The following is a 21,999-nucleotide window of genomic DNA, read 5'->3' as shown; positions in this document are numbered from 1 at the left end:
GCCGCGTCGGCCAAACCGATGGATTTGCCCTCTCAGGTGTTCAAGCTCGACGGAAGCCGATGGACCGGGCCATAGCGGACAGTCACACCAACGTGACGATCAGTCACAGCGCGATCATCCGCCCCATCCCCACCGTCGGTGCGAGCCCGAGACGGACCCGATGTCCCATTTTGGCATGACAGATGGTGATGCAGGCAAGAGTCCGCTTACGTGCTCTGCGTCACGCTTGGGCCAATAGCACCATCACCAGGGGCAGAAGCACCGCACCGGCCGGACCGGAGACAACACCCGGCCCACCCGGAGACAACAGCCCGTCAGATCCACGACGGCCCCGCCGCGCGCCTCAGTTGGCGAACTGCAACTCCCGCACCGCCCGCCACCGGTCGGTCAGCCGCTCGTACGCCGTACCGGCCGCCGCCGAGTCGCCCTCGCGCAGCGCCGCCAGCCCCTCGGCCGCGTCCGCCGCCGAACGGTCGGCCGCCAGCGCCTCCGGGCCGATCACGTGCACCAGGCCGCCGTAGTCCAGCTCGACCAGGGAGCGGGGGTGGAACTCCTCCAGCCAGCGCCCCACGTCGACCAGCCCGTCCACCAACGGGCTCTCGTCCAGCGCCTCCCTGAGCACCCGCAGGCCCCGCGCCACCCGGCGCCGCGCCTGCACCATCGGGGTGCGGTAGCGCATCACCGGCTGCTTCGAGCCGCCCGCGGAGTCCGCCGCGCCGACCGGTTCGTACTCCCGCTCGTCGTCGCCGACGAGGATGAACCAGCGCACCGGCACGTGCCAGGTCGCCGAGCGAATCCAGGGCCGCGCGTCCGGGTGGCGCTCCCGCCACGCCTCGTGGTCGGCCGCGGCCTGCCGCCGGACCACCGGCGGCACCATCGCGTCCAGCACCGGCCCCGGCAGCTGGCCCTCCAGCTGCTCCAGCGCCATCCAGCCGCGCAGCCGGGTCCGCCACGGGCAGACGTGGATGATCCCGCCCACCTCGGCGACGAACGCGTCCGGGCTCTCGTGCACCGGCACCGCGATCGGCGGCACCGGCACCAGCCCGGCCAGCGACTGCCGCAGCTCGTCCTGGGCGCCACGGGCCCGGCCCGCGACCGCGTAGCGGTGCCAGTGGGTCCGTTCGGGCTCGGGAAAGGCCGCCAGCGGCTCGTACACCCGCAGATACGACGTGTACGGGACCTGAACCGCCGAATCGCCCACGCCCGCTCCTCACCGCCGTGCCGCCTGCCGACGCCTCCGATCGTCCCACGGGTCCGCCACCGCCGGAGGTGATCCCGGCCACTGCGCCCAGGGCTACGCTGTGCCCATCGAACCCTCCGCCACCCCTACGGGGGGCGAGACGACCCGAACCCAATGGGACCGCACGCACCACCGGACTATGGGAGTCACCACCGTGACCGACGTACGTCAGACCGACGGCGGCAACGGCGCCGCCGTCATCGCCAAACTGTTCCGATCGGACCAGGGCGGACACGAACAGGTCGTCCTGTGCCAGGACCGCCCGACCGGCCTGCGGGCCGTGATCGCACTGCACTCCACCGCCCTGGGCCCGGCCCTGGGCGGTACGCGTTTCCACGCCTACGCCTCCGACGAGGAGGCCGTGGACGACGCCCTCAACCTCTCCCGCGGCATGTCGTACAAGAACGCCCTGGCCGGCCTCGACCACGGCGGCGGCAAGGCCGTCCTGATCGGCGACCCCGGCACCCTCAAGACCGAGGAACTGCTGCTCGCCTACGGCCGGTTCGTCGCCTCGCTGGGCGGCCGCTACGTCACCGCGTGCGACGTCGGCACCTACGTCGCCGACATGGACGTGGTCGCCCGCGAGAACCGCTGGACCACCGGCCGCTCCCCCGAGCAGGGCGGCGCCGGCGACTCCTCGGTGCTCACCGCGTTCGGCGTCTTCCAGGGCATGCGCGCGGCCGCCGAGGCCCAGTGGGGCGAGCCGACGCTGCGCGGCCGCCGGGTCGGCGTCGCGGGCGTCGGCAAGGTCGGCCACCACCTGGTGGGCCACCTCGTGGACGACGGCGCCCAGGTGGTGGTCACCGACGTACGCGCCGACGCCGTCGCCCGGATCACCGCCCGGTACCCGGGCGTGACCGCCGTCGCCGACGCCGACCGCCTGGTCCGCACCCCGCTGGACGTCTACGCCCCCTGCGCGCTGGGCGGCGCGCTCGACGACGCGACCGTGGCCGCGCTGACCGCCACCGTGGTCTGCGGCGCGGCCAACAACCAGCTCGCCCACCCCGGCGTCGCGAAGGACCTCGCCGACCGCGGCATCCTCTACGCCCCCGACTACGTGGTGAACGCCGGCGGCGTCATCCAGGTCGCCGACGAGCTGCACGGCTTCGACTTCGAACGGGCCAAGGCGAAGGCCGCGAAGATCCACGACACCACGTTGGCCATATTCGAACGGGCCAGGGCCGACGGAGTGCCGCCCGCGGTGGCCGCCGACCGCCTCGCGGAGCAGCGGATGGCCGAGCGCACCCCCGCCGCGGAGTGGCTGCGGCCGAGCCTGGGCTGAGCCCGGCGGGCCCCGGGCCGTGCCGTCGGCGTGACCGACAGCACGGCCCGATAGCAAGTTCGCGCTAGAAGAAGGTAAAATCGGGCCTGACCAGGAACGACAGGGCCGCAAATATCCCCTGTTCCGACGCGCGTCGTGCGGGCGACGTACCGTGCGGCGTCGGAAGCAGGTACCGTTGAGGCCCTACGGACAGGTCTCTCTCCGCGGAGGCCGTCCGGATCATGAACGCGTGTCAAGACTCGGGGCCGTCGAGCCCCGCCGTTAAGGGGGTCGAGCCATGGGGCGCGGCCGGGCCAAGGCCAAGCAGACGAAGGTCGCCCGCCAGCTGAAGTACAACAGCGGCGGCACGGATCTCTCACGTCTGGCCGACGAGCTGGGCGCATCGCCGTCGAGGCCGGTTAATCCGGAGCCAGTCGAGGACGATGACGAGTTGGACGACGACCCGTACGCTCAGTACGCGGATCTCTACAACGACGATGACGAGGACGACGACCAGGACGAACAGTCCGAGCCGTCACCGTCGTCTCAACGCCGTCGCGCTTGACGCCGTCAACGCTTGAGGCCCGGCCCGGGGTCCGCCCCGGGCCGGGTTTCGTCGTGGGCGCTCCCGCGTACCGCGGGTAGTCAGCACCTCACGCGCGACCCGGCCGGGTCAGCCGGCGGCACCATGGTCGCCGGTCAGCTCCACGGCCGGCGCGCCGCTTTCGCGTGCCCGGATCTCGCCGGCCACCCAGGCGTCCACGTCGCGGTCGGCGAGCACCGCCAGCGCCACGTCCACCGACGCGCGCGGCAGCACCGCCATCATGCCCACGCCCATGTTCAGCGTCTTCTCCAGCTCCGCGCGGGGCACCCCGCCCAGCTCGCCGACCAGCCCGAAGACCGGCCCCGGCGTCCAGGTGGCCCGCTCGACGACCGCCTGGAGGTGGTCCGGGATCACCCGGGCGAGGTTGTTGGCCAGACCGCCGCCGGTGATGTGCGAGAAGGCGTGCACCTCGGTGGTGCGGGCCAGCGCCAGGCAGTCCAGCGAGTAGATCCGGGTCGGCTCCAGCAGCTCCTCGCCGAGCGTCCGGCCGAACTCCGGCACCTCGCGGTCCAGCGCCCAGCCGGCCCGGTCGAAGAGCACGTGGCGCACCAGGCTGTACCCGTTCGAGTGAAGTCCGGAGGAGCCGATCGCGAGCACCGCGTCGCCCGGCCGGACCCGGTCCGCGCCCAGCAGCCCGTCGGCCTCGACCACGCCGGTGCCCGCGCCCGCCACGTCGAAGTCGTCGGGGCCCAGCAGCCCGGGGTGCTCGGCGGTCTCGCCGCCGACCAGCGCGCAGCCGGCCAGCACGCAGCCCTCCGCGATGCCCTTGACGATCGCCGCGACCCGCTCCGGGTGGACCTTGCCGACGCAGATGTAGTCGGTCATGAACAGCGGCTCGGCGCCGCACACCACCAGGTCGTCCACGACCATGCCGACCAGGTCGTGGCCGATCGTGTCGTAGACCCCCATCCGGCGGGCGATGTCCACCTTGGTGCCCACGCCGTCGGTCGCCGACGCGAGCAGCGGGCGCTCGTAGCGCTTCAGGGCCGAGGCGTCGAAGAGCCCGGCGAAGCCGCCGAGCCCGCCGACCACCTCGGGGCGGGACGCCTTGCGCACCCACTCCTTCATCAGGGTGACGGCGCGGTCGCCCGCCTCGATGTCGACGCCCGCGGCTGCGTAGCTGGCACCGGTTGTCTCAGACATGGCTGGGGGAACCTTCGTGTCGGTCGTACGGGTCGGGTCGGCGCGGGCTCACGGCCGGCGGAGCGCGTCGGCGGCGTCGGCGCCACCGGCCAGCTCGACCTCCAGCAGCTGCTTGCCGAGCAGCTCGGGGTCGGGCAGCTCCATCGGGTACTCGCCGTCGAAGCAGGCCCGGCACAGGTTGGGCTTGGCGATCGTGGTCGCCTCGACCATCGCGTCGATCGAGATGTACGCCAGCGAGTCCGCGCCCAGCGACTGCCCGATCTCCTCGACGCTCATGCCGTTGGCGATCAGCTCGGCGCGGGTGGCGAAGTCGATGCCGAAGAAGCAGGGCCACTTCACCGGCGGCGAGGAGATCCGCACGTGCACCTCGGCGGCGCCGGCCTCGCGGAGCATCCGGACGAGCGCGCGCTGCGTGTTGCCGCGGACGATCGAGTCGTCCACCACGACCAGCCGCTTGCCGCGGATGACCTCCTTGAGCGGATTGAGCTTCAGCCGGATGCCGAGCTGCCGGATCGTCTGCGACGGCTGGATGAAGGTCCGGCCGACGTAGGAGTTCTTCACCAGGCCGGAGCCGTACGGGATGCCGCTGGCCTCCGCGTAGCCGACCGCGGCCGGCGTGCCGGACTCCGGGGTCGGTATCACCAGGTCGGCCTCGACCGGGGCCTCGGCGGCCAGCCGGCGGCCCATCTCGACCCGGGACAGGTAGACGTTGCGGCCGGCGATGTCGGTGTCGGGGCGGGCGAGGTAGACGTACTCGAAGACGCAGCCCTTGGGGCGGGCCGCGGCGAAGCGGGAGGAGCGCAGCCCCTGCTCGTCGACCGCGATCAGCTCGCCGGGCTCGATCTCCCGGACGAAGGTGGCGCCGCAGATGTCCAGGGCGGCGCTCTCCGAGGCCACCACCCAGCCGCGCTCCAGCCGGCCCAGCACCAGCGGGCGGATGCCCTGCGGGTCGCGGGCCGCGTACAGCGTGTGCTCGTCCATGTAGACGAGGCTGAAAGCACCCTTGATCTTCGGCAGCACCTGTGGTGCCGCGTCCTCGACCGACAGCGGGGTGCCGTCCTCGCCGACCTGACCCGCCAGCAGGGCGGTGATCAGGTCGGTGTCGTTGGTCGCCGCGACCTTCGTGGCCCGTCCGGGCCCCTGCGGCAGCGCGGCCACCATCTCGGCCAGCTCGGCGGTGTTCACCAGGTTGCCGTTGTGGCCGAGCGCGATCGAGCCGTGCGCGGTCGCGCGGAAGGTGGGCTGCGCGTTCTCCCACACGGACGCGCCGGTGGTCGAGTAGCGGGCGTGGCCGACGGCGATGTGGCCGGTCAGCGAGCCGAGGGAGGTCTCGTCGAAGACCTGGGAGACCAGGCCCATGTCCTTGAAGACCAGGATCTGGGAGCCGTTGCTCACTGCGATGCCCGCGGACTCCTGTCCGCGGTGCTGCAGGGCGTACAGCCCGAAGTAGGTGAGTTTGGCGACCTCTTCTCCCGGGGCCCAGACACCGAAGACGCCGCAGGCGTCCTGGGGGCCCTTCTCACCGGGGAGCAGGTCGTGGCTGAGTCGTCCGTCACCACGAGGCACGTTCTCGAGTCTAGGGCAGGAATGCCCCTCATCCGAACGGACGAACCTTCATTTCCTCGGGTCTACGCGCGTCATCCCTTACGCCGCAAGCAATGTGATGTTCACCGTACGCCCTCCCGGCGACCGCGCCCCAAGGTCTCTTTCCAGCCACCCGCCCCTCGGCGAACCAGCGCCAGGGGCGCGAGGAACTGCGCGACAAGCCATCCACCAGCAGGTCACCCCACAACCCACAGAACCAGGCAGCCCCGGAGGGCAAAGGGGCGCGAGGAACTGCGCGACAAGCCCCCCACCGGCAGGTGGCCCCGCGACCGGCAGGACGAGGCAGCCCGGGGGGTGCGGCCCGCCCCGCCGGAGGCACTACCCCAGGACGGGGAGGTACGGCGCGAGGTCGGCCCGTTCGCCGGAGGCGGAGACGCGGGCAGCGTCCACCTCGTCCGCGAAGCCCGCCCGCCCCGCCGCCAGCCGCAGCCACGTCATGGGGTCGGTCTCGACGACGTTCGGCGGTGTCCCGCGGGTGTGCCGCGGCCCCTCCACGCACTGCACGGCCGCATACGGCGGCACCCGCACCTCCACCGCGTTCCCTGGCGCCTTCGCGGCCAGCGCGTCCGCCAGCACCCGCACCGCCCCGGCGACCGCGTGCCGGTCGAACCCGACCTCGACCCCGGCGGCCCGCGCCAGGTCGTCACTGTGCACGACCAGCTCCACCAGCCGCGTCACCAGGAAGTCGGCCGCCCGCATCGCGCCGAAGGGGCTCGGCACGAGCCGGTCGCTCCCGGTCGCCTCGTCCGCCAGCGCCGCCAGCCGGTCCGCCGCGGCGTCGAGCGCGGCGAGCGGATCGGCGGTCCGCGCCTCCTCCGCCCGGGTGGACGCGTCCAGCTCCGCCGCGATCCCGGCGGTGGACAGCGCCCAGGTGTCCAGGCCCACCGTCCTCGCCCCGGCCGGCGGCGGCTCCTCGTCGAGCAGCACCCCCACGGCCTCCACCTGCCGCACCATGTGCACCACCAGCAGCCGCACGTCCCAACCCGGCAGCCCCGACGGCCACTTCCACTGCTCCCCGGTCAACCCGCGCACCGCCACCCGCGCATGGCCCACCTGCGCACCCAACGCCCGCCACGTCCGCGCGGGGTCGTACGTACGAACACGGCGGCGGCTCTCACTCGGGCTCGGCATACCCCCGAGCTTAGCTTTCGGGCGCCGAGGCCCAGGTCAGCAATTGCTGGGTGTCCAGCTTGATCCCGACCGGCTCGGGCAACAACACGACCTTGCCGAACGGGATGAGGTACTGCTCGTGGTACTCCCCCGCCGCCGGTTCGCTGTAGACCTTCGTGGCACGGGCATCTCGGTCGATCAGCAGGTAGACAGGAATGCCGGACTCGGCGTACGCACGCGGCTTGTCGATACGATCGCGCTGCTCGGTGTCACGGTCGTAGGACGTGACCTCAAGGACCATCAGCACGCCATCGGGGTCAACCCACTCTCCACTCTGCCCCACGAAGTTCGCGACCGGCGCGAGTACGCCGTCAGGGATGGCCCTGCCTTCCCGGTACGTCTCGATCCGCAGCCCTTGTCCGATGTGAAGATCCCACTGCGGCTTCTGCTGCATGCACTGCCGAAGCAGCCACATCGTGATCGCCGTGTGAACCGCGTCCGGCACTGTCTTGAACCCCAACTTTCCGCCGATGAACTCAAGGCGGAGACCCTCGACGTCACGGGCCGCGTCGGCAGCAATGATCTCGAACTCCTCAGGTCGGAGTTCCCCTTGCACCCGCGCTCGCGGCCGGTCATCCACGGCGGTCACCCTGTACCTCCCTGTGCCCGGATTCTCACGCTCGGCTTCTGATCGTATAGACGTCCATCAGCCGAACGTGACCACGCGGCCACGCTCACGTATGTCCATTCACCTGGACAACGAGCGTAGCCGCGCGGGTCGCGGAGCGTGGGGCGGTCGGCCCCGGGTCAGCCCTGGCGGGGCCGCTCGAAGGTGATGAGCAGGCCGTCGACAGCGCCGGGGCCGATCCGGCCCTTCACGTCGCCGGACGTGATGTCCTTCAGCACCCAGCCGTCCTCGGCGTGCTTGTTGAGCGTCTTCTCCAGCTTGTCGCTGTCGAGCGCGTCCCCGATCAGCGCTTCGCGGAAGGTGACGACCTTGTACTCGTACATGTACGGCCTCTCTCGGTGGTGCGGAACGCCATGCCCCGTCACCCCCTGCTGACGCCCCACCCCCACCCGAAGGTTCCCTCCCGGCGCCAGGGGTCAGGCGAGTCCGGGAGCCGCAGTGCGGGCCGTCCGCGCACCTCGCCCGGCCCGGCGTCCGACGGCGGAATCAGATAGTCTGATTCCATGAAGCTGATGACCGCCACCGAAGCCTCGCGGAACTTCGCCTCAATCCTGGATGCCGCGGAGCACGGCGAGACCATCGTGATCACCAGGGCCGGACGCCGCCTCGCCCAGATCGGGCCCGCCAGCGCGGGGAACGGCGCCGCGCTCAACGAAATCCTCACGACCCTCCCGACGGACGACGCGTTCGCCGCCGACGTGGCCGCGGCCCGAGAGCTGCTGACCGACGAGATGACGGCAACGTGGCCCGACGCCTGATCCTCGACACCGGTGTGCTGATCGGCATCGAGCGCACCGGCACCCCTGTCACCTTCGCCGACGACGATGACGTCGCCATCGCCGCGGTGAGCGCGGCCGAGTTGCTCCTCGGTGTCGAACTCGCCGACGAGGTCCGCCGCCAGCCGCGCGAGGACTTCGTCACGGCCGTGCTCGCGGTCGTACCGGTCGAGGAATACGGCCTCGATGTCGCCCGGGTCCACGCCCGCCTGCTGGCGCACGTACGGCGAGCGGGCAAGCCGCGCGGAGCGCATGACCTGATCATCGCCGCCACAGCGGCAGCCACCGCCCGGGCCGTGGTGACGCGCGACCGCAAAGCGGCGTTCGCCGAACTGCCCGGGGTACGCATCGCGGATCTGGCGTCCTGAGCGGTCCGCGCCGCGCAAAGGGGCGCCCCGCCGGAATACCGGCCGGGGCGCCCCTTTTACCGCGGATACGACGGGCCGTCAGGCGAGGAGCTGCGGGATGGCCGTGTGGTGGGCCCGGGAGAGCTCTTCGAGGGGGATCTCGAACTCGCCCTGGACCTCCAGGGCCTGCCCGTCGACCACACCGACGCGGGTGGCCGGCAGGCCCCGCGCACCGCACATGTCGGTGAACCGGAGCTCCTCGGAGCGCGGCACCGCGACCAGCGCACGGCCGGCGGACTCGGAGAGCAGGAAGGTGAACGCCGACAGGCCGTCGGGGACGACCAGGCGCGCCCCGTGCCCACCGCGCAGGCAGGACTCGGTGACCGCGGCGAGCAGCCCGCCGTCGGACAGGTCGTGGGCGGCGTCGACCATGCCGTCCCGCGACGCGGAGATCAGGATCTCGCCGAGCAGCCGCTCCCGCTCCAGGTCCACCGCCGGCGGCAGCCCGCCGAGGTGGTCGTGCACGACCTGCGACCAGACCGAGCCGCCGAACTCCTCCCGGGTCTCCCCGAGCAGGTAGAGCAGGTGGCCCTCGTCGGCGAACGCCATCGGGGTGCGGCGCGCCACGTCGTCGATCACGCCGAGCACCGCGACGACCGGGGTGGGGTGGATGGCCGCCTCACCGGTCTGGTTGTAGAGCGAGACATTGCCGCCGGTGACCGGCGTGCCGAGCTGGAGGCAGCCGTCGGCCAGCCCGCGGATCGCCTCCACGAACTGCCACATCACGTCCGGGTCCTCGGGCGACCCGAAGTTCAGGCAGTCCGAGATCGCCAGTGGCTTCGCGCCGGTCGCCGCCACGTTGCGGTACGCCTCCGCGAGCGCGAGCTGCGCACCGGTGTACGGGTCGAGCTTCGTGTAGCGGCCGTTGCCGTCGGTGGCGATGGCGACGCCGAGACCGGTCTCCTCGTTGACCCGGATCATGCCCGCGTCCTCGGGCTGGGCCAGCACCGTGTTGCCCTGCACGAACCGGTCGTACTGGTCGGTGACCCACGCCTTCGAGGCGACGTTCGGCGAGGAGAGCACCCGCAGCGCCTGCGCGCGCAGCTCCGCACCGGTTTCCGGGCGGGCCAGCGCACCGGCGTCGTCCGCCTGGAGCGCGTCCTGCCAGGACGGCCGGGCGTACGGGCGCTCGTACGTCGGACCCTCGTGCGCGACCGTACGCGGGTCCACGTCGACGATCTTCTCGCCGTGCCAGAAGATCTCCAGCCGGTCCCCGTCGGTGACCTCGCCGACGACGGTGGCGATGACGTCCCACTTCTCGCAGATCGCCAGGAAGCGTTCGACCTTCGCCGGCTCCACCACCGCGCACATCCGCTCCTGCGACTCGCTCATGAGGATCTCCTCGGGCGAGAGCGTGGAGTCGCGCAGCGGTACGTCGTCCAGCTCGACGCGCATGCCGCCGGAGCCGTTGGAGGCCAGCTCGCTGGTGGCGCAGGACAGGCCCGCCGCCCCCAGGTCCTGGATACCGACCACCAGTTTCTCGGCGAACGCCTCCAGGGTGCACTCGATCAGCAGCTTCTCCTGGAACGGGTCGCCGACCTGCACCGCCGGCCGCTTGCTCGGCTTGGTGGCGTCGAACGTCTCCGAGGCGAGGATCGAGGCGCCGCCGATGCCGTCGCCGCCGGTCCTGGCGCCGTACAGGATCACCTTGTTGCCGGCGCCGGACGCCTTGGCGAGGTGGATGTCCTCATGCCGCATCACGCCGATCGCGCCCGCGTTCACCAGCGGGTTGCCCTGGTAGCAAGCGTCGAAGACCAGCTCGCCGCCGATGTTCGGCAGGCCCAGGCAGTTGCCGTAGCCGCCGATGCCCGCGACCACGCCGGGCAGCACCCGCTTGGTGTCGGGGTGGTCGGCCGCGCCCATCCGCAGCGGGTCCACCACGGCGACCGGCCGCGCGCCCATCGCGATGATGTCCCGCACGATGCCGCCGACCCCGGTGGCCGCGCCCTGGTAGGGCTCGACGTACGACGGGTGGTTGTGCGACTCGACCTTGAAGGTGACCGCGTAGCCCTCGCCGACGTCGACCACGCCGGCGTTCTCGCCGATGCCGACGAGCAGCGCGTCGGTCTGCGGGGCCTTGGCGCCGAACTGCTTCAGGTGCACCTTGCTCGACTTGTACGAGCAGTGCTCCGACCACATCACCGAGTACATCGCCAGCTCGGCCCCGGTCGGACGGCGCCCCAGGATCTCCCGGACCCGCAGGTACTCGTCCTCCTTGAGGCCGAGCGCCTTCCACGGCAGCTCCACCTCAGGCGTCTGCTCCGCATGCTGGACTGTATCGAGGGTCACGCGATAACCAACTTCTTGAGTACCGAGGTGAAGAAGCCCAGCCCGTCGGTGCGGCCGGTGCCGATCAGCGACTCGACCGCGTGCTCCGGGTGCGGCATGAGGCCGACCACGTTGCCGGCCGCGTTGGTGATCCCGGCGATGTCGCGCTGCGAACCGTTCGGGTTGCCGTAGCCGTCCGCGGCGGGGCCGTCGGTGGCGTAGCGGAAGACCACCCGGCCCTCGGCCTCCAGCTCGTCGAGCACGCGCTCGTCCGCGGTGTAGCGGCCGTCGATGTTCTTCAGCGGGATGGAGATCTCCTGGCCCGCCGCGTAGTCCGCGGTCCACGCGGTGCCGCTGGTCTCGACCCGCAGTTTCTGGTCCCGGCAGACGAAGTGCAGCTCGGTGTTGCGCAGCATCGCGCCGGGCAGCAGGTGGGCCTCGGTGAGCACCTGGAAACCGTTGCAGATCCCCAGGACGGGCATTCCGGCCCGCGCCTGCTCGATGACCGACTCCATCACCGGCGAGAAACGGGAGATCGCCCCCGCCCGCAGATAGTCGCCGTAACTGAACCCGCCGGGCAGGACCACCGCGTCGACCTGCTTCAGGTCCTTCTCGCGGTGCCACAGCGGGACCGCCTCGGCGCCCGCCACGCGCACGGCGCGCTGGGTGTCGCGGTCGTCAAGGGTCCCGGGAAATGTGACGACACCAATGCGTGCAGTCACGACTCCACCTTTACGGTGAAGTCCTCGATCACGGTGTTGGCGAGAAAGGTTTCCGCCAACTGCCGAATACGGGCGAGCGCTGCGTCGTCGACGGGACCGTCGACCTCCAGTTCAAAGCGCTTTCCCTGACGGACGTCGGAGATCCCGTCGAAGCCGAGCCGGGGCAGCGCGCGCTGTACGGCCTGGCCCTGGGGGTCGAGGATCTCCGGCTTGAGCATGACGTCGACGACGACGCGTGCCACTGGCACTCCCGATGGTGTGGTGCGTGAGGTTCTCTCAGCCTACCGGGTGAGGAAATCTACGCGAGTAGATATACCGCAACGTGACATCGGTCGCAGATCGCCGATCACGTTTGGATATCGGCTGACGAAATACCTGGGTTACCTGGCGGCGGAAAACATAGGGTCCCGGAAGCGAAGAGGCTTGCGGCGTGGATGCAGCGGGAATTAACAGCAGTAACGGGTAACCCCACCGCCCCATTCCCCCCTCGGGCGCCCCGGTCGCGGACCCCGCCAGGGTCCGCCCCCGACGCGACCGCAGGCAGCCGGCTCGAGAAAGGACCGATCCCGATGGCGCAGCGCGTACTGGTCACCCTGGCCGACGATCTCGACGGCGGCACCGCCGAGGAGACCATCGCCTTCGGCGTGGACGGCCAGTGGTACGAGATCGACCTCTCGACGCAGAACGCGGACAGACTGCGCCGGGAACTCGCTCCGTACGTCGAGGCCGGCCGCCGCCGCACCCTCTCCGGACACGCCTACAAGCGCACCCCGATCGCCCCCACCCCGGCGACCGTCCGCGCCTGGGCGCAGTCGAACGGGTTCGAGGTGCCCGCCCGCGGCCGTATCCCCAAGAAGGTCTACGAGGCGTTCAACAAGGCGAGTTGAGCCGCCGGGCGGTCCGCCGGCCCGGAGCGGCGGCCCCGGCCGCCGCTTGCCAACGCCCGTTCGCCGCGCGGGCGGTGTCGATTGGACAGGCCCCCCGGGTCGTCCGCTAATCTAAGGGCACACCGCAGGACGGGGCCGAAAAGCCCAGGTCAGCGGAGGTCACGCGGGTGTAGCTCAGTAGTAGAGCGCCCCCCTTCCAGGGGGGAGGCGCAGTGTGCGATCCCTGTCACCCGCTCTGATCACCGGCTCGTTCGGCCCACTGGGCCGATCGGGTACAGTGGTCGCAGCACCTGCGGACGTGGCTCAGTTGGTAGAGCATCACCTTGCCAAGGTGAGGGTCGCGAGTTCGAATCTCGTCGTCCGCTCCAGGGGAGAGCCCCGGATCGATCACCGGTCCGGGGCTTTCTGCTGTGCAGGGCCTCCGGGTGCGACGGTCCGGTGTGCGGTCGGAAACCGTTTTTCCGCTGCCCTGGCGGATCGGGTAGAGTGTGGACACGCCCTGCGGACGTGGCTCAGTTGGTAGAGCATCACCTTGCCAAGGTGAGGGTCGCGAGTTCGAATCTCGTCGTCCGCTCCAGCAGGAGGAAGGCCCCGGTCGGTTCGACCGGGGCCTTCGTCGTACGCTCGGCCGGACTCGGCGGCGCGGGGGCCTCAGCGGCGCGGCAGCCGCGCGGTCAGCGCGTAGAAGCGGGTGACCTGCGTGGCGCCCGCGTTGTCGTCGCTGACCAGCATCAGGCGCAGCCCGCCGCCCGCGGTGTGCCCGGTGACGGCCACGCCCTCGATGTTGTCCAGCAGCGGGTTCGGCTGGGCCTGCTTGGCGGTGGCGCCCAGCGACGGGCAGGAGCCGATGTCGGCGAGCAGCGTCTTCGGCATGACCTTGACGCTCTTCTGCCCGGTCAGGTCGGTGACGCGGCTGACATCGGTGGCGCGGGACGGGTCGGCCAGGTAGAGCCGCACGGTGTTGCCGTAGCCCGAGGTGTAGCCGCGCTCCAGCACCAGCAGCCGGCCGTCACCGGTGGGCGCGATGTCGGAGACCCCGAGCAGGGTGCCGTTGGGGTCCGTGTCGACCTGGTACGCCAGCTGCCGGCCGAGCGCGAAGTCCTGGCCGTTGCCCTTGCGCTGCCAGGTCTGGAAGCGCACCAGGTCGGAGTTGTCGCCGGACAGCGCGCCCTCCATGGACGCCACCAGGGTGCGGCCGCCGGGCTGGAGCGCCAGCCCCTCGAAGGTCAGGTTGGAGGTGGCCCGCCCGGCGGGGGCGACCTCGAGCGCGCCGGGTACCGGCAGGCTGCCGAGTATCGTCGCCCCGTCCCGGCTGTAGCGGCGGATCGACGGCTCGGTCTCGGAGGTGATCAGCCGGGTGCCGTCCCGGTCCACGACCAGGGCCTCGGAGTCCAGCTCCTTGCCGTTCTCGTCGGCGAGCCGCACCACCTTCTGCGGGGTGAGGTCGTCCAGCGTGTGGCCGCTCAGCGTGAACAGCGAGGAGCGGTCGGACAGCGCGTCCAGGGTGCCGTGCGCGTCCATCGCGAGCGCGGAGAAGTTGCCGACGAAGGTGCCGTCGAAGGTCGTCTTGTCCAGGGCGTCGGAGTAGCCGTCGATGCCGACGTTCGCCGAGCAGGTGCCCGCCGCCGGCTGCCCGGGACGGCCGGCCGGTCCGCCGCCGTGGGCCTGGGCGGTGCCCGCGCCGCCGAGGCAGGCGAGCGCGGTCAACAGGACGGTCGGGGCGGCGAGAAGAGCCTTCGTGCGCACAGGTGACACTCCACGTTCGGTGGCAGGAGTCATTACGCCGCACGATTCTGCACGACCTTGCGGGCCGCGGGGTGAAACAGAGCACGACGAGCAGTCGAACGCCCGCGGCGGGCCGCCGTGCGCCGCCGCGGTTGCGGGCGGTGGCGCACGGCCTCGCACCGCTACGACCAGGGCAGGCCGGTCAGCCGCTCGTACGCCTCGAGGTAGCGGGCGCGGGACTGCTCGACGATGTCCTGCGGCAGCTCCGGCGGGGGCAGCTGACCGTGCCGGTCCCACCCGGACGCGTCCGAGGTGAGCCAGTCCCGGATGAACTGCTTGTCGTACGAGGGCTGGGCGTGGCCGGGCTCCCAGCCGTCCGCGGGCCAGAACCGGGAGGAGTCCGGGGTCAGCACCTCGTCGGCGAGCACCAGGGGCGCGCTGCCGTCCTGGGCCGCGGCGCCGTCGTCGTAGCCGAACTCGAACTTCGTGTCCGCGAGGATCAGTCCGCGCTCGGCGGCGATGTCCCGGGCCCGGGTGTACACCGCGAGCGTGTTCTGCCGCAGCAGCGCCGCGGTCTCCGCGCCGACCTGCCGGGCCACCTCCTCGTACGACACGTTCTCGTCGTGCTCGCCGACCGCGGCCTTGGTCGCCGGGGTGAAGATCGGTGCGGGCAGCTGCGAGCCGTCCACCAGGCCCTCGGGCAGCGCGACCCCGCAGACGGTGCGGCTGCGCTCGTACTCGGCCAGGCCGGAGCCGGTCAGGTAGCCGCGGGCCACCGCCTCGACCGGGACCATCCGCAGCGACCGGCAGACCATGGTGCGCCCGGCCCAGTCGGCGGGGGCGCCCGCGGGCACCTCGGTGGAGACCACGTGGTTGGGCGCCAGGTCGGCGAGCTGGTCGAACCACCACAGGGACAGCCGGGTCAGCACCCGGCCCTTGTCCGGGATGAGGCTGGGCAGCACCCAGTCGTAGGCGGAGGTGCGGTCGCTGGCCACCATCACCAGGTCGCCGGCCTCGTTCCGGTACAGGTCCCGGACCTTCCCGGTGTGCAGGTGGGTCAGGCCGGGCACCTGTGCGGGCTCGGGCTTGTCGACGAATCCGGGCATGTGCGGGTCCTCCCCAGTCGGTGGCTCGGCTCCGATTCTCGCCTACGGGGGCGGCCGCGGCGCGCGAGGGCCCGCCCGGCCGGGCAGGTCCGGGGTGGCAGGTCCGGGTGGCGGGGGCGGGGGCGGTCCGAGGGGGGCGGCCGGTCCCCCGTGCGGAACGGGGTCAGTCCCGCTTGCAGATCCGGTCGAGCAGGTTCGCGGTCGCCCGCTGCACCCGCGCGTCCACATGGCCGGGCCGGTCCAGCGCGGGCGACCAGGCGAAGGTGCCGGACGCGAAGACGTACGCCCCGCTGGGCGCGCGGTACAGCGACGTCTCCTGGTGGCACATCCGGCCGTCGGTCGCCTCGTACGGGGAGTGCGCGAGCAGGATGCGCTCGGTGGAGTCCGGCAGCGGGACGCGCGGGAAGTAGCGGTCGGCCTCGCCCGCGACGAGCCCGGGGATCTCGGTGCCCTCGGTCGCGCCGGTGGCCTCCCACAGCCAGTGGTCGGCGTTGCGCACCACCAGCGGCGCGGGCTGCGGGACCCGGCCGGCGTACTGCACCCCGATCAGCAGCTGCTCCGGCTCGCCCTGGTCGCGCCACAGCGCGGTCCGGCCCTTCGCCGCCTCGCCCTGGCCGCCCTCGCCGCGGCGCTTGCGGCAGGTCAGCAGCCGGTCCGGGCCGCCGTCCGCGGCCGGGGCCAGCTCCACCTGCCAGAACATGGTGTTCGCCGAGAGGAAGACCAGCGAGGTGCCGCCCTCCCGGGCCTGCTCGGCCGCCCGGCGCATCGGGGTGGACCAGTACTCGTCGTGCCCGGGGAAGACCAGCGCCCGGTAGCGGTCGGGGGCGATCCGGCCCGCGTGCAGATCGCGGGCGTCGGCGTACGCCAGGTCGTAGCCGTAGCGCTCGGCGAACCGGACGAAGTCGTAGGCGTGGCCGATGTGCAGGGGCAGGCCCGCGCCCGCGTAGGGGCGGTCGAAGGAGACGGTGGTCGCCGCCTCCTCCTCGCCGAGCAGCCGCCCCTCGTCGTCCCACGCGTGGTACAGGCTCGCGCCGGTCCGGCCGTCCTCCGGATAGAGGTTGTACGCCTGCCAGGTGATGTCCGGCAGCAGGAGCAGCAGATCGGCCGGGGCCTCCAGATCCCGCACGGTGAACGGCACATGGCTGCGGTAGCCGTCGGCGGTGGTGAGCACCGCGACATAGGCGCCGGTCTTCCAGTACGGCGGGATGTGCAGTCGCCACGACTGCCACCAGTGGTGGCAGGAGACGGTGCGGCCCGCCACCAGCGGGGCGGGCTGCGCGATGCCGGACAGCCGCGGGCTCGCGGTGACCTGGGCGGCGCCGTCGCCTCCGTAGTGGCCGATCCGGTAGACGTCGACGGTGAACTCCTGCGGCGGGTCCACGGTGATCCTGAAGTCGATCGCCTCGCCGGGCGCCGCGGCCGACTGGGCGGCGAACCCCTTGATCTGCCGGCGCACGTCGTCCGCGGTGCGCGGGCCCGGCAGGTGCGGTTTGCGCGGCGCTTTCCCGTTGCTCGCGGCGAGGTCCACGTACCAGGGCACCACGCGGCCGTCGTCGCCCGGGTACTGGGGTTCTCCCGTCAGCCACGGAAGCGGGCCCTGGCCGAACGGGTCCGAGACCCCGTGCGCCAGCGCGCCCGACTCCCAGCGTCGTACTTCCCCCACGACATCGCCTCCCGCGTCTGCGCTCCGCGCGGTGCAACCGTGCGGTGTGCTCACGCTCAGCACATCACACATTGCAGCGCGTCAGTCACGTTTCGTAGAGTTTCCCTTTTTCGTGTGGTGTACGGCCTCGCCGGGGTTCCGCCGGGGTTCCGCCGGGGTCCCACCAGGGCTCTGCCGCTACGGCAGCCGCAAGGGCTTGGTGGGGCGGATCGGGGTGGAGGTCAGCCACTCGTGCAGCGGGCTGGGGTCGCCGGACTCGACGAGGTGGAGGACGGCCGAGCTGAGCTCGGTGCGGCGCACACCGGCGAGGCGCAGCGCGGGGCCGTCGAGCCAGTCGAGCCCGGCGCCGGCGCCGGCGGTGTCGACGGCGGCGCAGCAGACCACGGCGACGACGTGGTCGGCGAGGAGTTCCCGCCCGGTGCGCTCGGGCACGAGCGGGTAGGCGGTGGCGGGCTCCGCGTACGGCCCGGGGGGCGGTGCGGCGGCGAGCCGGGCGGCGACGGCTTCGCCCTCGTGGCCGCCGGGCACGGCGAGCCGGTCGATCACCCGCTCCAGGGTCACCGCGCCGAAGGGCGCCTCGTCCTCCCCGCCGACCAGCAGGGCGCGCCCCGCGGCGGCCGGGAACGACCGCGCGGCGGCGGGCTCGACGGAGGGCCGCATCTCGTCGATGACGCGTATGAGGCGGCCGGCCTCCTCCCGCCAGAGCCGCTCGACGACCTCCGCCGGGTAGCGGGCCCAGCTCACCGGCTCCCAGCCGGGCCGGGACCGCTCCGGGCCGCCGTGGAAGATCCGCGCGGCGAGCAGGGAGACCGCCTCGTCCACCGCGCCGGGCTCGTCGAGCAGGTCGCAGGCCGGGCGTTCGCCCAGCCGGGTCTCGAAACCGTCGGCGAGCCGGTCCCGCCGGGACAGCTCGGTGAGCGCGGCGACGACACCCGCGTGCAGCCGCGACGGCCAGCGGCCGGTCCGCCAGGCGGGCAGCGCGACCCGGGTGAGCAGCCGGTCCCAGCCCGCGTAGGCGAGCCCGACCTGCTCCTGGGCGACGATCCGCAGCCCGTAGTCGACGGCCTGGGCGCGCTCGGACGCCGAGGCGGCCACCCCGCGCTCCATCTCCGCCGCATGCCCCCGGCAGGCGCGCAGCAGCAGCCGTACGACACCGCCGAGGGCGGCGTACAGCGGGCGGCCCAGCACGCCCCGCCCGCCGGTACGGGCCCGGCCCTGCGCGGCGACGGCGGCCGCCGCGTCCAGGCCGCGGACGAAGCGACGGGCCGCGGATATCTCGGGGTCGGCCGAGGGGGCGGTGCCGGCGACGACGGGAGCGAGCAGCGCGCGCAGCTCGCCGACCCGCATCCACCACATGAACGGCGAGCCGACCACGAGGACCGGCCCGGGGCGCCGCTCGGTGCCCCAGCCGCCGCCCGAGGGCCGATCCTGCCGCTTCTCCGGCTTCTCCGGCTTCTCCCGCTTCTCCTGCTTTTCCCGCCGGCGGTCCTCCAGCCAGCTGTCGCAGTCCGGGGTCAGCTCTATCCCCGAGGGCGGCGGCACCTGGAGGCGGTCGGCCAGGTCGCGCACCATCAGATACAGGTCCGGCGCGGCCGACTCCGCGACCGGCACGGTGGGGCTGACCGCGGGCTCGGCCCGCACGATCACGGCGCCGACCGCCGCGGCCGCGGCGAGCACCAGCACCGCGGCGGCGGTGACGCCCCACCGCACGCCGCTCCACCCGGCCCCGTCGATCCAGCCGGTGGCCGCGCCGACGTGCAGCACCACCGCGGCCGCCGCGGGCAGCAGGGCCACGGCGAGCGCCGACCCGCGCAGCCGCAGGACCGCGCCCGCGCGTGCCCGCGCAGCGGCCTCACCTGCTTCTCCGGCCATCGGCTGGCACCCCCTGCGCTGGCGGTGGCCGCCCCGGTGACGGCCTCTCCCCACTGTCGCACCGCCCACGGACATCGCAATGCCGCGCGGCTGTTTGCCGCAATGCCCCCGGGGTGCGCCTTTCGGGCACCATAGTTGGGCGCCGCCGAGGAGTCAGCCGTATGGCCCACGCATCACTCCTTGGAGTGGCTTTCGCGCGGGGCCTTGCGCTTTTGGGGTGGGGGTGGGGGCGGGGTACGGGGGGCCGTTCGCACGTACCGCTCGGGTCACGTGGGGGCCGTTCTTACGCGGCGCTCGGGGTACGTGCGAGCCGTTCTTACGCGGCGGCACCGCTCAAGCCCCTTTTTTTGCCGCCGGTTCACCTCCGGGGGCTTTAACCCGGTGTCGACGGTCGACCGTGCTCGACCCCTCGTTCCTCGGGGACTCCGCGCGCTCTCCCTTTCGACACCGGCGCCCCCTTCGGCTCACCGGCTACCACGGGCCGGCCGGGGGGAGGGTGGGTGCCCGAGTACGGAGGAAGGGCTACTGGTGGGGCGGGGTGGCGGCCTTGGCGGCGATGTCGGTGCGGTGGTGGCTGCCGTCGAGGGTGATGCGGGCGACGCCGCGGTAGGCGCGTTCGCGGGCCTTGGCGAGGGTGGAGCCGGTGGCGGTGACGGACAGGACCCGGCCGCCGGCGGAGACGATTTGGCCGTCCTGGGCCGTACGGGTGCCGGCGTGGAGGACGTAGGCGTGGTCGTCGTGGGCGGCGACGTCGGCGAGGCCGGTGATGGGGTCGCCGGTGCGGGGGGTGTCGGGGTAGTTGTGCGAGGCGATGACGACGGTCACGGCGGCGCCGTCGCTCCAGCGCAGCTCGGGGAGGGTGGCGAGCTGGCCGGTGGCGGCCGCGCGGAGCAGCCCGGCGAGCGGGGTGCGCAGGCGGGCCAGCACGACCTGGGTCTCGGGGTCGCCGAAGCGGGCGTTGAACTCGATGACCCGCACCCCGCGGGAGGTGATCGCCAGGCCGGCGTAGAGCAGCCCGGCGAAGGGGGTGCCGCGGCGGCGCAGTTCGTCGACGGTCGGCTGGAGCACGGTCCGCGCCACCTCGTCGACCAGCTTCGGGTCGGCCCAGGGCAGCGGGGAGTAGGCGCCCATGCCGCCGGTGTTGGGGCCCTCGTCGCCGTCCAGGGCGCGCTTGAAGTCCTGTGCGGGCTGGAGCGGGAGCACCGTCTCGCCGTCGGTCACCGCGAAGAGCGACACCTCGGGGCCGTCGAGGTACTCCTCGATCACCACCCGGTCGCAGGCGAGCGCGTGCGCGCGGGCGACGGCCAGGTCACCGGTGACCACGACGCCCTTGCCCGCGGCGAGCCCGTCGTCCTTGACGACGTACGGGGCGCCGAACGCGTCCAGCGCCGTGTCGATCTCCTCGGGCGTGGTGCAGACGTACGACCGGGCGGTGGGCACCCCGGCGGCGGCCATCACGTCCTTGGCGAACGCCTTGGAGCCCTCCAGCGCGGCGGCCTCGCGGGACGGGCCGAAGCAGTCGACGCCCCGCTCGCGCACGGCATCGGCGACCCCGGCGACCAGCGGCGCCTCGGGGCCCACCACGACCAGGTCGGCGCCGAGCCGCACAGCGAGGTCGGCGACGGCGGCACCGTCCAGGGCGTCGACCGGGTGCAGCTCGGCGACCTCGGCGATGCCGGCGTTGCCGGGGGCGCAGTGCAGCGAGGTGACCTCGGGGTCGAGGGACAGGGAGCGGCACAGGGCGTGTTCGCGGGCACCGCCGCCGATGACAAGGACCTTCACGCGCACCAGGGTAGTGGGCCCGGCCGGGCCCGGGTGCCGTCACTCTTTCGAGGGATCACGACAAGGGCCCCATACCTGATCACGGACCCTTTTCAGGTTGAATTCCGGATATCGGTGCTTCCGTCTCAGCCGTTCGGCGGTAAGAAGAGGGCTTCAACCGGCGCGTGCCGGGGAGTCGTGTGCGCCCGGAACGCCTGGCCGCCGGTCTGCCCGGTACGCAGCGGTCGAGGGAGCACTCGCAGTGAGCCAGCCTGACACGTTTCCCGAGGGGGCGCCCCGCTCCGGGGACCTGCGGGCGCAGCCCTTCCCGCCCGGCGACTGGACCGAGCCCGCCGCGCGCCTCGAAGCGCTCTACCGCTGGGCCGAGGAGAGCGCCCTGCGCACCGCCGACTGGTACCTGCGCGGCCGCCTTCCCAAGCGGCGCGCCGCCCGCGCGCTGCGCCTGGGCACCACCGTCTGCGGTGCGGCCGCCGCCGCCCTCCCCCTCATCGAACTCGCCAGCAGTCAGGGTGCCTTGGCCCGCTGGGGCTATCTCGCCCTCCTCCTCGCCGGCGCCTGTGCCGCCGCCGACCGCCTGCTCGGGCTCACCACCGGATGGATGCGGGACATGGCCACCGCGCAGGCCGTCCAGCGCCGGGTCGACGCCTTCCGCTTCGACTGGGCCGCCGAAGGGGTCCGCGAGGTCCTGGGGCCCGCCGAAGGGACCGGCGCCGAAGCGGTCGAACGCTGCCTCGGGGTCCTGCGCGGCTTCTGCGACGACATCGCCGACCTCGTCCGCGTCGAGACCTCCGACTGGATGTCCGCCTTCGGCTCCCCCTGCCCCACGGCCACCCCCGCGCCCCCTTCCCGCCCCGAACCCCGCCCCCGCTCCCCCCGCCCCACCCGCATCACCATGCCCCACCAACGCCCCCCGGAGCCCCCCCGCTTCTAATGTCTCCGGGCACCCACCCTCCCCCGGCCCACCCGTGGTAGCCGGTGAGCCGAAGGGGGCGCCGGTGTCGAAAGGGAGAACACGCGGAGACCCCGAGGAACGAGGGGTCGAGCATGATCGACCGTCGACACCGGGTTAAAGCCCCCGGAGGCGAAGCGGCGGCAAAAAAGGGGCTTGAGCGGTGCCGCCGCGTAAGAACGCCCCCCACG

Annotated in this window: 20 protein-coding genes and 3 tRNA genes; 9 read left to right on the top strand and 14 right to left on the bottom strand. The window is 72.7% G+C overall.

The features are described 5' to 3' along the window. Positions 1-343: 343 nt before the first annotated feature. On the bottom strand, positions 344-1,201 hold the full coding sequence (locus AC3EVP_RS27075) for a DUF8083 family protein (protein WP_335970250.1): 858 nt from the start codon (positions 1,199-1,201) through the stop codon (positions 344-346). A 178-nt stretch (positions 1,202-1,379) separates the two neighbouring features. On the opposite strand from AC3EVP_RS27075, the gene AC3EVP_RS27070 reads away from it, so the two are divergent. Both AC3EVP_RS27070 and AC3EVP_RS27065 read left to right on the top strand, forming a co-directional pair. Next, positions 1,380-2,522, top strand: coding sequence for a Leu/Phe/Val dehydrogenase (locus AC3EVP_RS27070; RefSeq protein WP_435134123.1), 1,143 nt, complete (start codon positions 1,380-1,382; stop codon positions 2,520-2,522). Between the two features lie 277 nt (positions 2,523-2,799). After that, positions 2,800-3,066 (top strand): DUF3073 domain-containing protein, encoded by a 267-nt coding sequence (locus AC3EVP_RS27065; protein ID WP_335970244.1) that lies wholly within the window; start codon positions 2,800-2,802, stop codon positions 3,064-3,066. A 108-nt stretch (positions 3,067-3,174) separates the two neighbouring features. On the opposite strand, the gene purM is transcribed toward AC3EVP_RS27065, so the two are convergent. From purM to AC3EVP_RS27040, 5 genes are all read right to left on the bottom strand, one after another. Next, a complete protein-coding gene (purM, locus tag AC3EVP_RS27060) occupies positions 3,175-4,248 on the bottom strand; it encodes a phosphoribosylformylglycinamidine cyclo-ligase (RefSeq protein WP_435134120.1) in 1,074 nt (357 codons plus the stop codon). Positions 4,249-4,296: 48 nt separating this feature from the next. Then, on the bottom strand, positions 4,297-5,814 hold the full coding sequence (purF, locus tag AC3EVP_RS27055; RefSeq protein WP_335970239.1) for an amidophosphoribosyltransferase: 1,518 nt from the start codon (positions 5,812-5,814) through the stop codon (positions 4,297-4,299). A 357-nt stretch (positions 5,815-6,171) separates the two neighbouring features. Continuing rightward, on the bottom strand, positions 6,172-6,984 hold the full coding sequence (locus AC3EVP_RS27050; protein ID WP_435134118.1) for a sterol carrier family protein: 813 nt from the start codon (positions 6,982-6,984) through the stop codon (positions 6,172-6,174). A 10-nt stretch (positions 6,985-6,994) separates the two neighbouring features. Beyond that, complete coding sequence (locus AC3EVP_RS27045; protein ID WP_435134115.1) at positions 6,995-7,612, bottom strand: Uma2 family endonuclease; 618 nt, start codon at positions 7,610-7,612, stop codon at positions 6,995-6,997. 158 nt (positions 7,613-7,770) lie between these two features. After that, positions 7,771-7,974, bottom strand: coding sequence for a DUF4177 domain-containing protein (locus tag AC3EVP_RS27040; protein ID WP_335970233.1), 204 nt, complete (start codon positions 7,972-7,974; stop codon positions 7,771-7,773). Positions 7,975-8,154: 180 nt separating this feature from the next. On the opposite strand from AC3EVP_RS27040, the gene AC3EVP_RS27035 reads away from it, so the two are divergent. Continuing rightward, the gene (locus AC3EVP_RS27035) at positions 8,155-8,409 is read left to right on the top strand and encodes a type II toxin-antitoxin system Phd/YefM family antitoxin (protein WP_335970231.1); all 255 of its coding nucleotides are present in this window, start codon (positions 8,155-8,157) and stop codon (positions 8,407-8,409) included. Then, positions 8,394-8,795, top strand: a complete 402-nt coding sequence (locus AC3EVP_RS27030; RefSeq protein ID WP_435134112.1) for a PIN domain-containing protein — start codon at positions 8,394-8,396, stop codon at positions 8,793-8,795. The genes AC3EVP_RS27035 and AC3EVP_RS27030 overlap by 16 nt, the downstream gene beginning before the upstream one ends. Before the next feature lie 78 nt (positions 8,796-8,873). Here the strand turns inward: AC3EVP_RS27030 and purL are convergent, their stop codons facing one another. The 3 genes from purL to purS are packed head-to-tail and all read right to left on the bottom strand — an operon-like array spanning position 8,874 to position 12,066. After that, positions 8,874-11,123, bottom strand: coding sequence for a phosphoribosylformylglycinamidine synthase subunit PurL (gene purL, locus AC3EVP_RS27025; RefSeq protein ID WP_435134110.1), 2,250 nt, complete (start codon positions 11,121-11,123; stop codon positions 8,874-8,876). Beyond that, complete coding sequence (gene purQ / locus AC3EVP_RS27020) at positions 11,120-11,824, bottom strand: phosphoribosylformylglycinamidine synthase subunit PurQ (protein WP_435134108.1); 705 nt, start codon at positions 11,822-11,824, stop codon at positions 11,120-11,122. Before purQ ends, purL begins: the two co-directional genes overlap by 4 nt. Continuing rightward, complete coding sequence (purS, locus tag AC3EVP_RS27015; protein ID WP_335970220.1) at positions 11,821-12,066, bottom strand: phosphoribosylformylglycinamidine synthase subunit PurS; 246 nt, start codon at positions 12,064-12,066, stop codon at positions 11,821-11,823. Before purS ends, purQ begins: the two co-directional genes overlap by 4 nt. 327 nt (positions 12,067-12,393) lie before the next feature. On the opposite strand from purS, the gene AC3EVP_RS27010 reads away from it, so the two are divergent. The 4 genes from AC3EVP_RS27010 to AC3EVP_RS26995 all read left to right on the top strand — a co-directional run bounded on the left by AC3EVP_RS27010 (position 12,394) and on the right by AC3EVP_RS26995 (position 13,288). Further along, positions 12,394-12,711 (top strand): histone-like nucleoid-structuring protein Lsr2, encoded by a 318-nt coding sequence (locus AC3EVP_RS27010; protein WP_335970218.1) that lies wholly within the window; start codon positions 12,394-12,396, stop codon positions 12,709-12,711. A gap of 163 nt (positions 12,712-12,874) precedes the next feature. Continuing rightward, a tRNA-Gly gene (locus AC3EVP_RS27005) sits at positions 12,875-12,946 on the top strand. A 57-nt stretch (positions 12,947-13,003) separates the two neighbouring features. Then, positions 13,004-13,079, top strand: a tRNA-Gly gene (locus AC3EVP_RS27000). 133 nt (positions 13,080-13,212) lie between these two features. After that, a tRNA-Gly gene (locus tag AC3EVP_RS26995) sits at positions 13,213-13,288 on the top strand. Between the two features lie 74 nt (positions 13,289-13,362). On the opposite strand, the gene AC3EVP_RS26990 is transcribed toward AC3EVP_RS26995, so the two are convergent. The 5 genes from AC3EVP_RS26990 to purD form a co-directional block, all read right to left on the bottom strand. Further along, positions 13,363-14,457, bottom strand: a complete 1,095-nt coding sequence (locus tag AC3EVP_RS26990) for an esterase-like activity of phytase family protein (RefSeq protein WP_435134104.1) — start codon at positions 14,455-14,457, stop codon at positions 13,363-13,365. Between the two features lie 161 nt (positions 14,458-14,618). Next, complete coding sequence (locus tag AC3EVP_RS26985; RefSeq protein ID WP_335970215.1) at positions 14,619-15,542, bottom strand: phosphoribosylaminoimidazolesuccinocarboxamide synthase; 924 nt, start codon at positions 15,540-15,542, stop codon at positions 14,619-14,621. A gap of 163 nt (positions 15,543-15,705) precedes the next feature. Continuing rightward, on the bottom strand, positions 15,706-17,205 hold the full coding sequence (locus AC3EVP_RS26980) for a N,N-dimethylformamidase beta subunit family domain-containing protein (RefSeq protein ID WP_335970211.1): 1,500 nt from the start codon (positions 17,203-17,205) through the stop codon (positions 15,706-15,708). A gap of 177 nt (positions 17,206-17,382) precedes the next feature. Then, a complete protein-coding gene (locus tag AC3EVP_RS26975) occupies positions 17,383-19,077 on the bottom strand; it encodes a M48 family metalloprotease (RefSeq protein ID WP_435134101.1) in 1,695 nt (564 codons plus the stop codon). A 522-nt stretch (positions 19,078-19,599) separates the two neighbouring features. Continuing rightward, entirely contained in the window at positions 19,600-20,859 is a 1,260-nt protein-coding gene (purD, locus tag AC3EVP_RS26970; protein WP_335970206.1) for a phosphoribosylamine--glycine ligase, read from the bottom strand. Between the two features lie 241 nt (positions 20,860-21,100). On the opposite strand from purD, the gene AC3EVP_RS26965 reads away from it, so the two are divergent. Next, positions 21,101-21,790 carry an SLATT domain-containing protein gene (locus tag AC3EVP_RS26965; RefSeq protein WP_435134098.1) on the top strand — a complete coding sequence of 230 codons (690 nt, stop codon included), beginning with the start codon at positions 21,101-21,103 and terminating at the stop codon, positions 21,788-21,790. Positions 21,791-21,999 lie beyond the last annotated feature (209 nt).

Source organism: Actinacidiphila sp. bgisy144 (assembly GCF_057708105.1).
The sequence above is the reverse complement of the archived record's forward strand: the minus strand, read 5'-3'. Positions and strand labels throughout refer to the sequence as shown.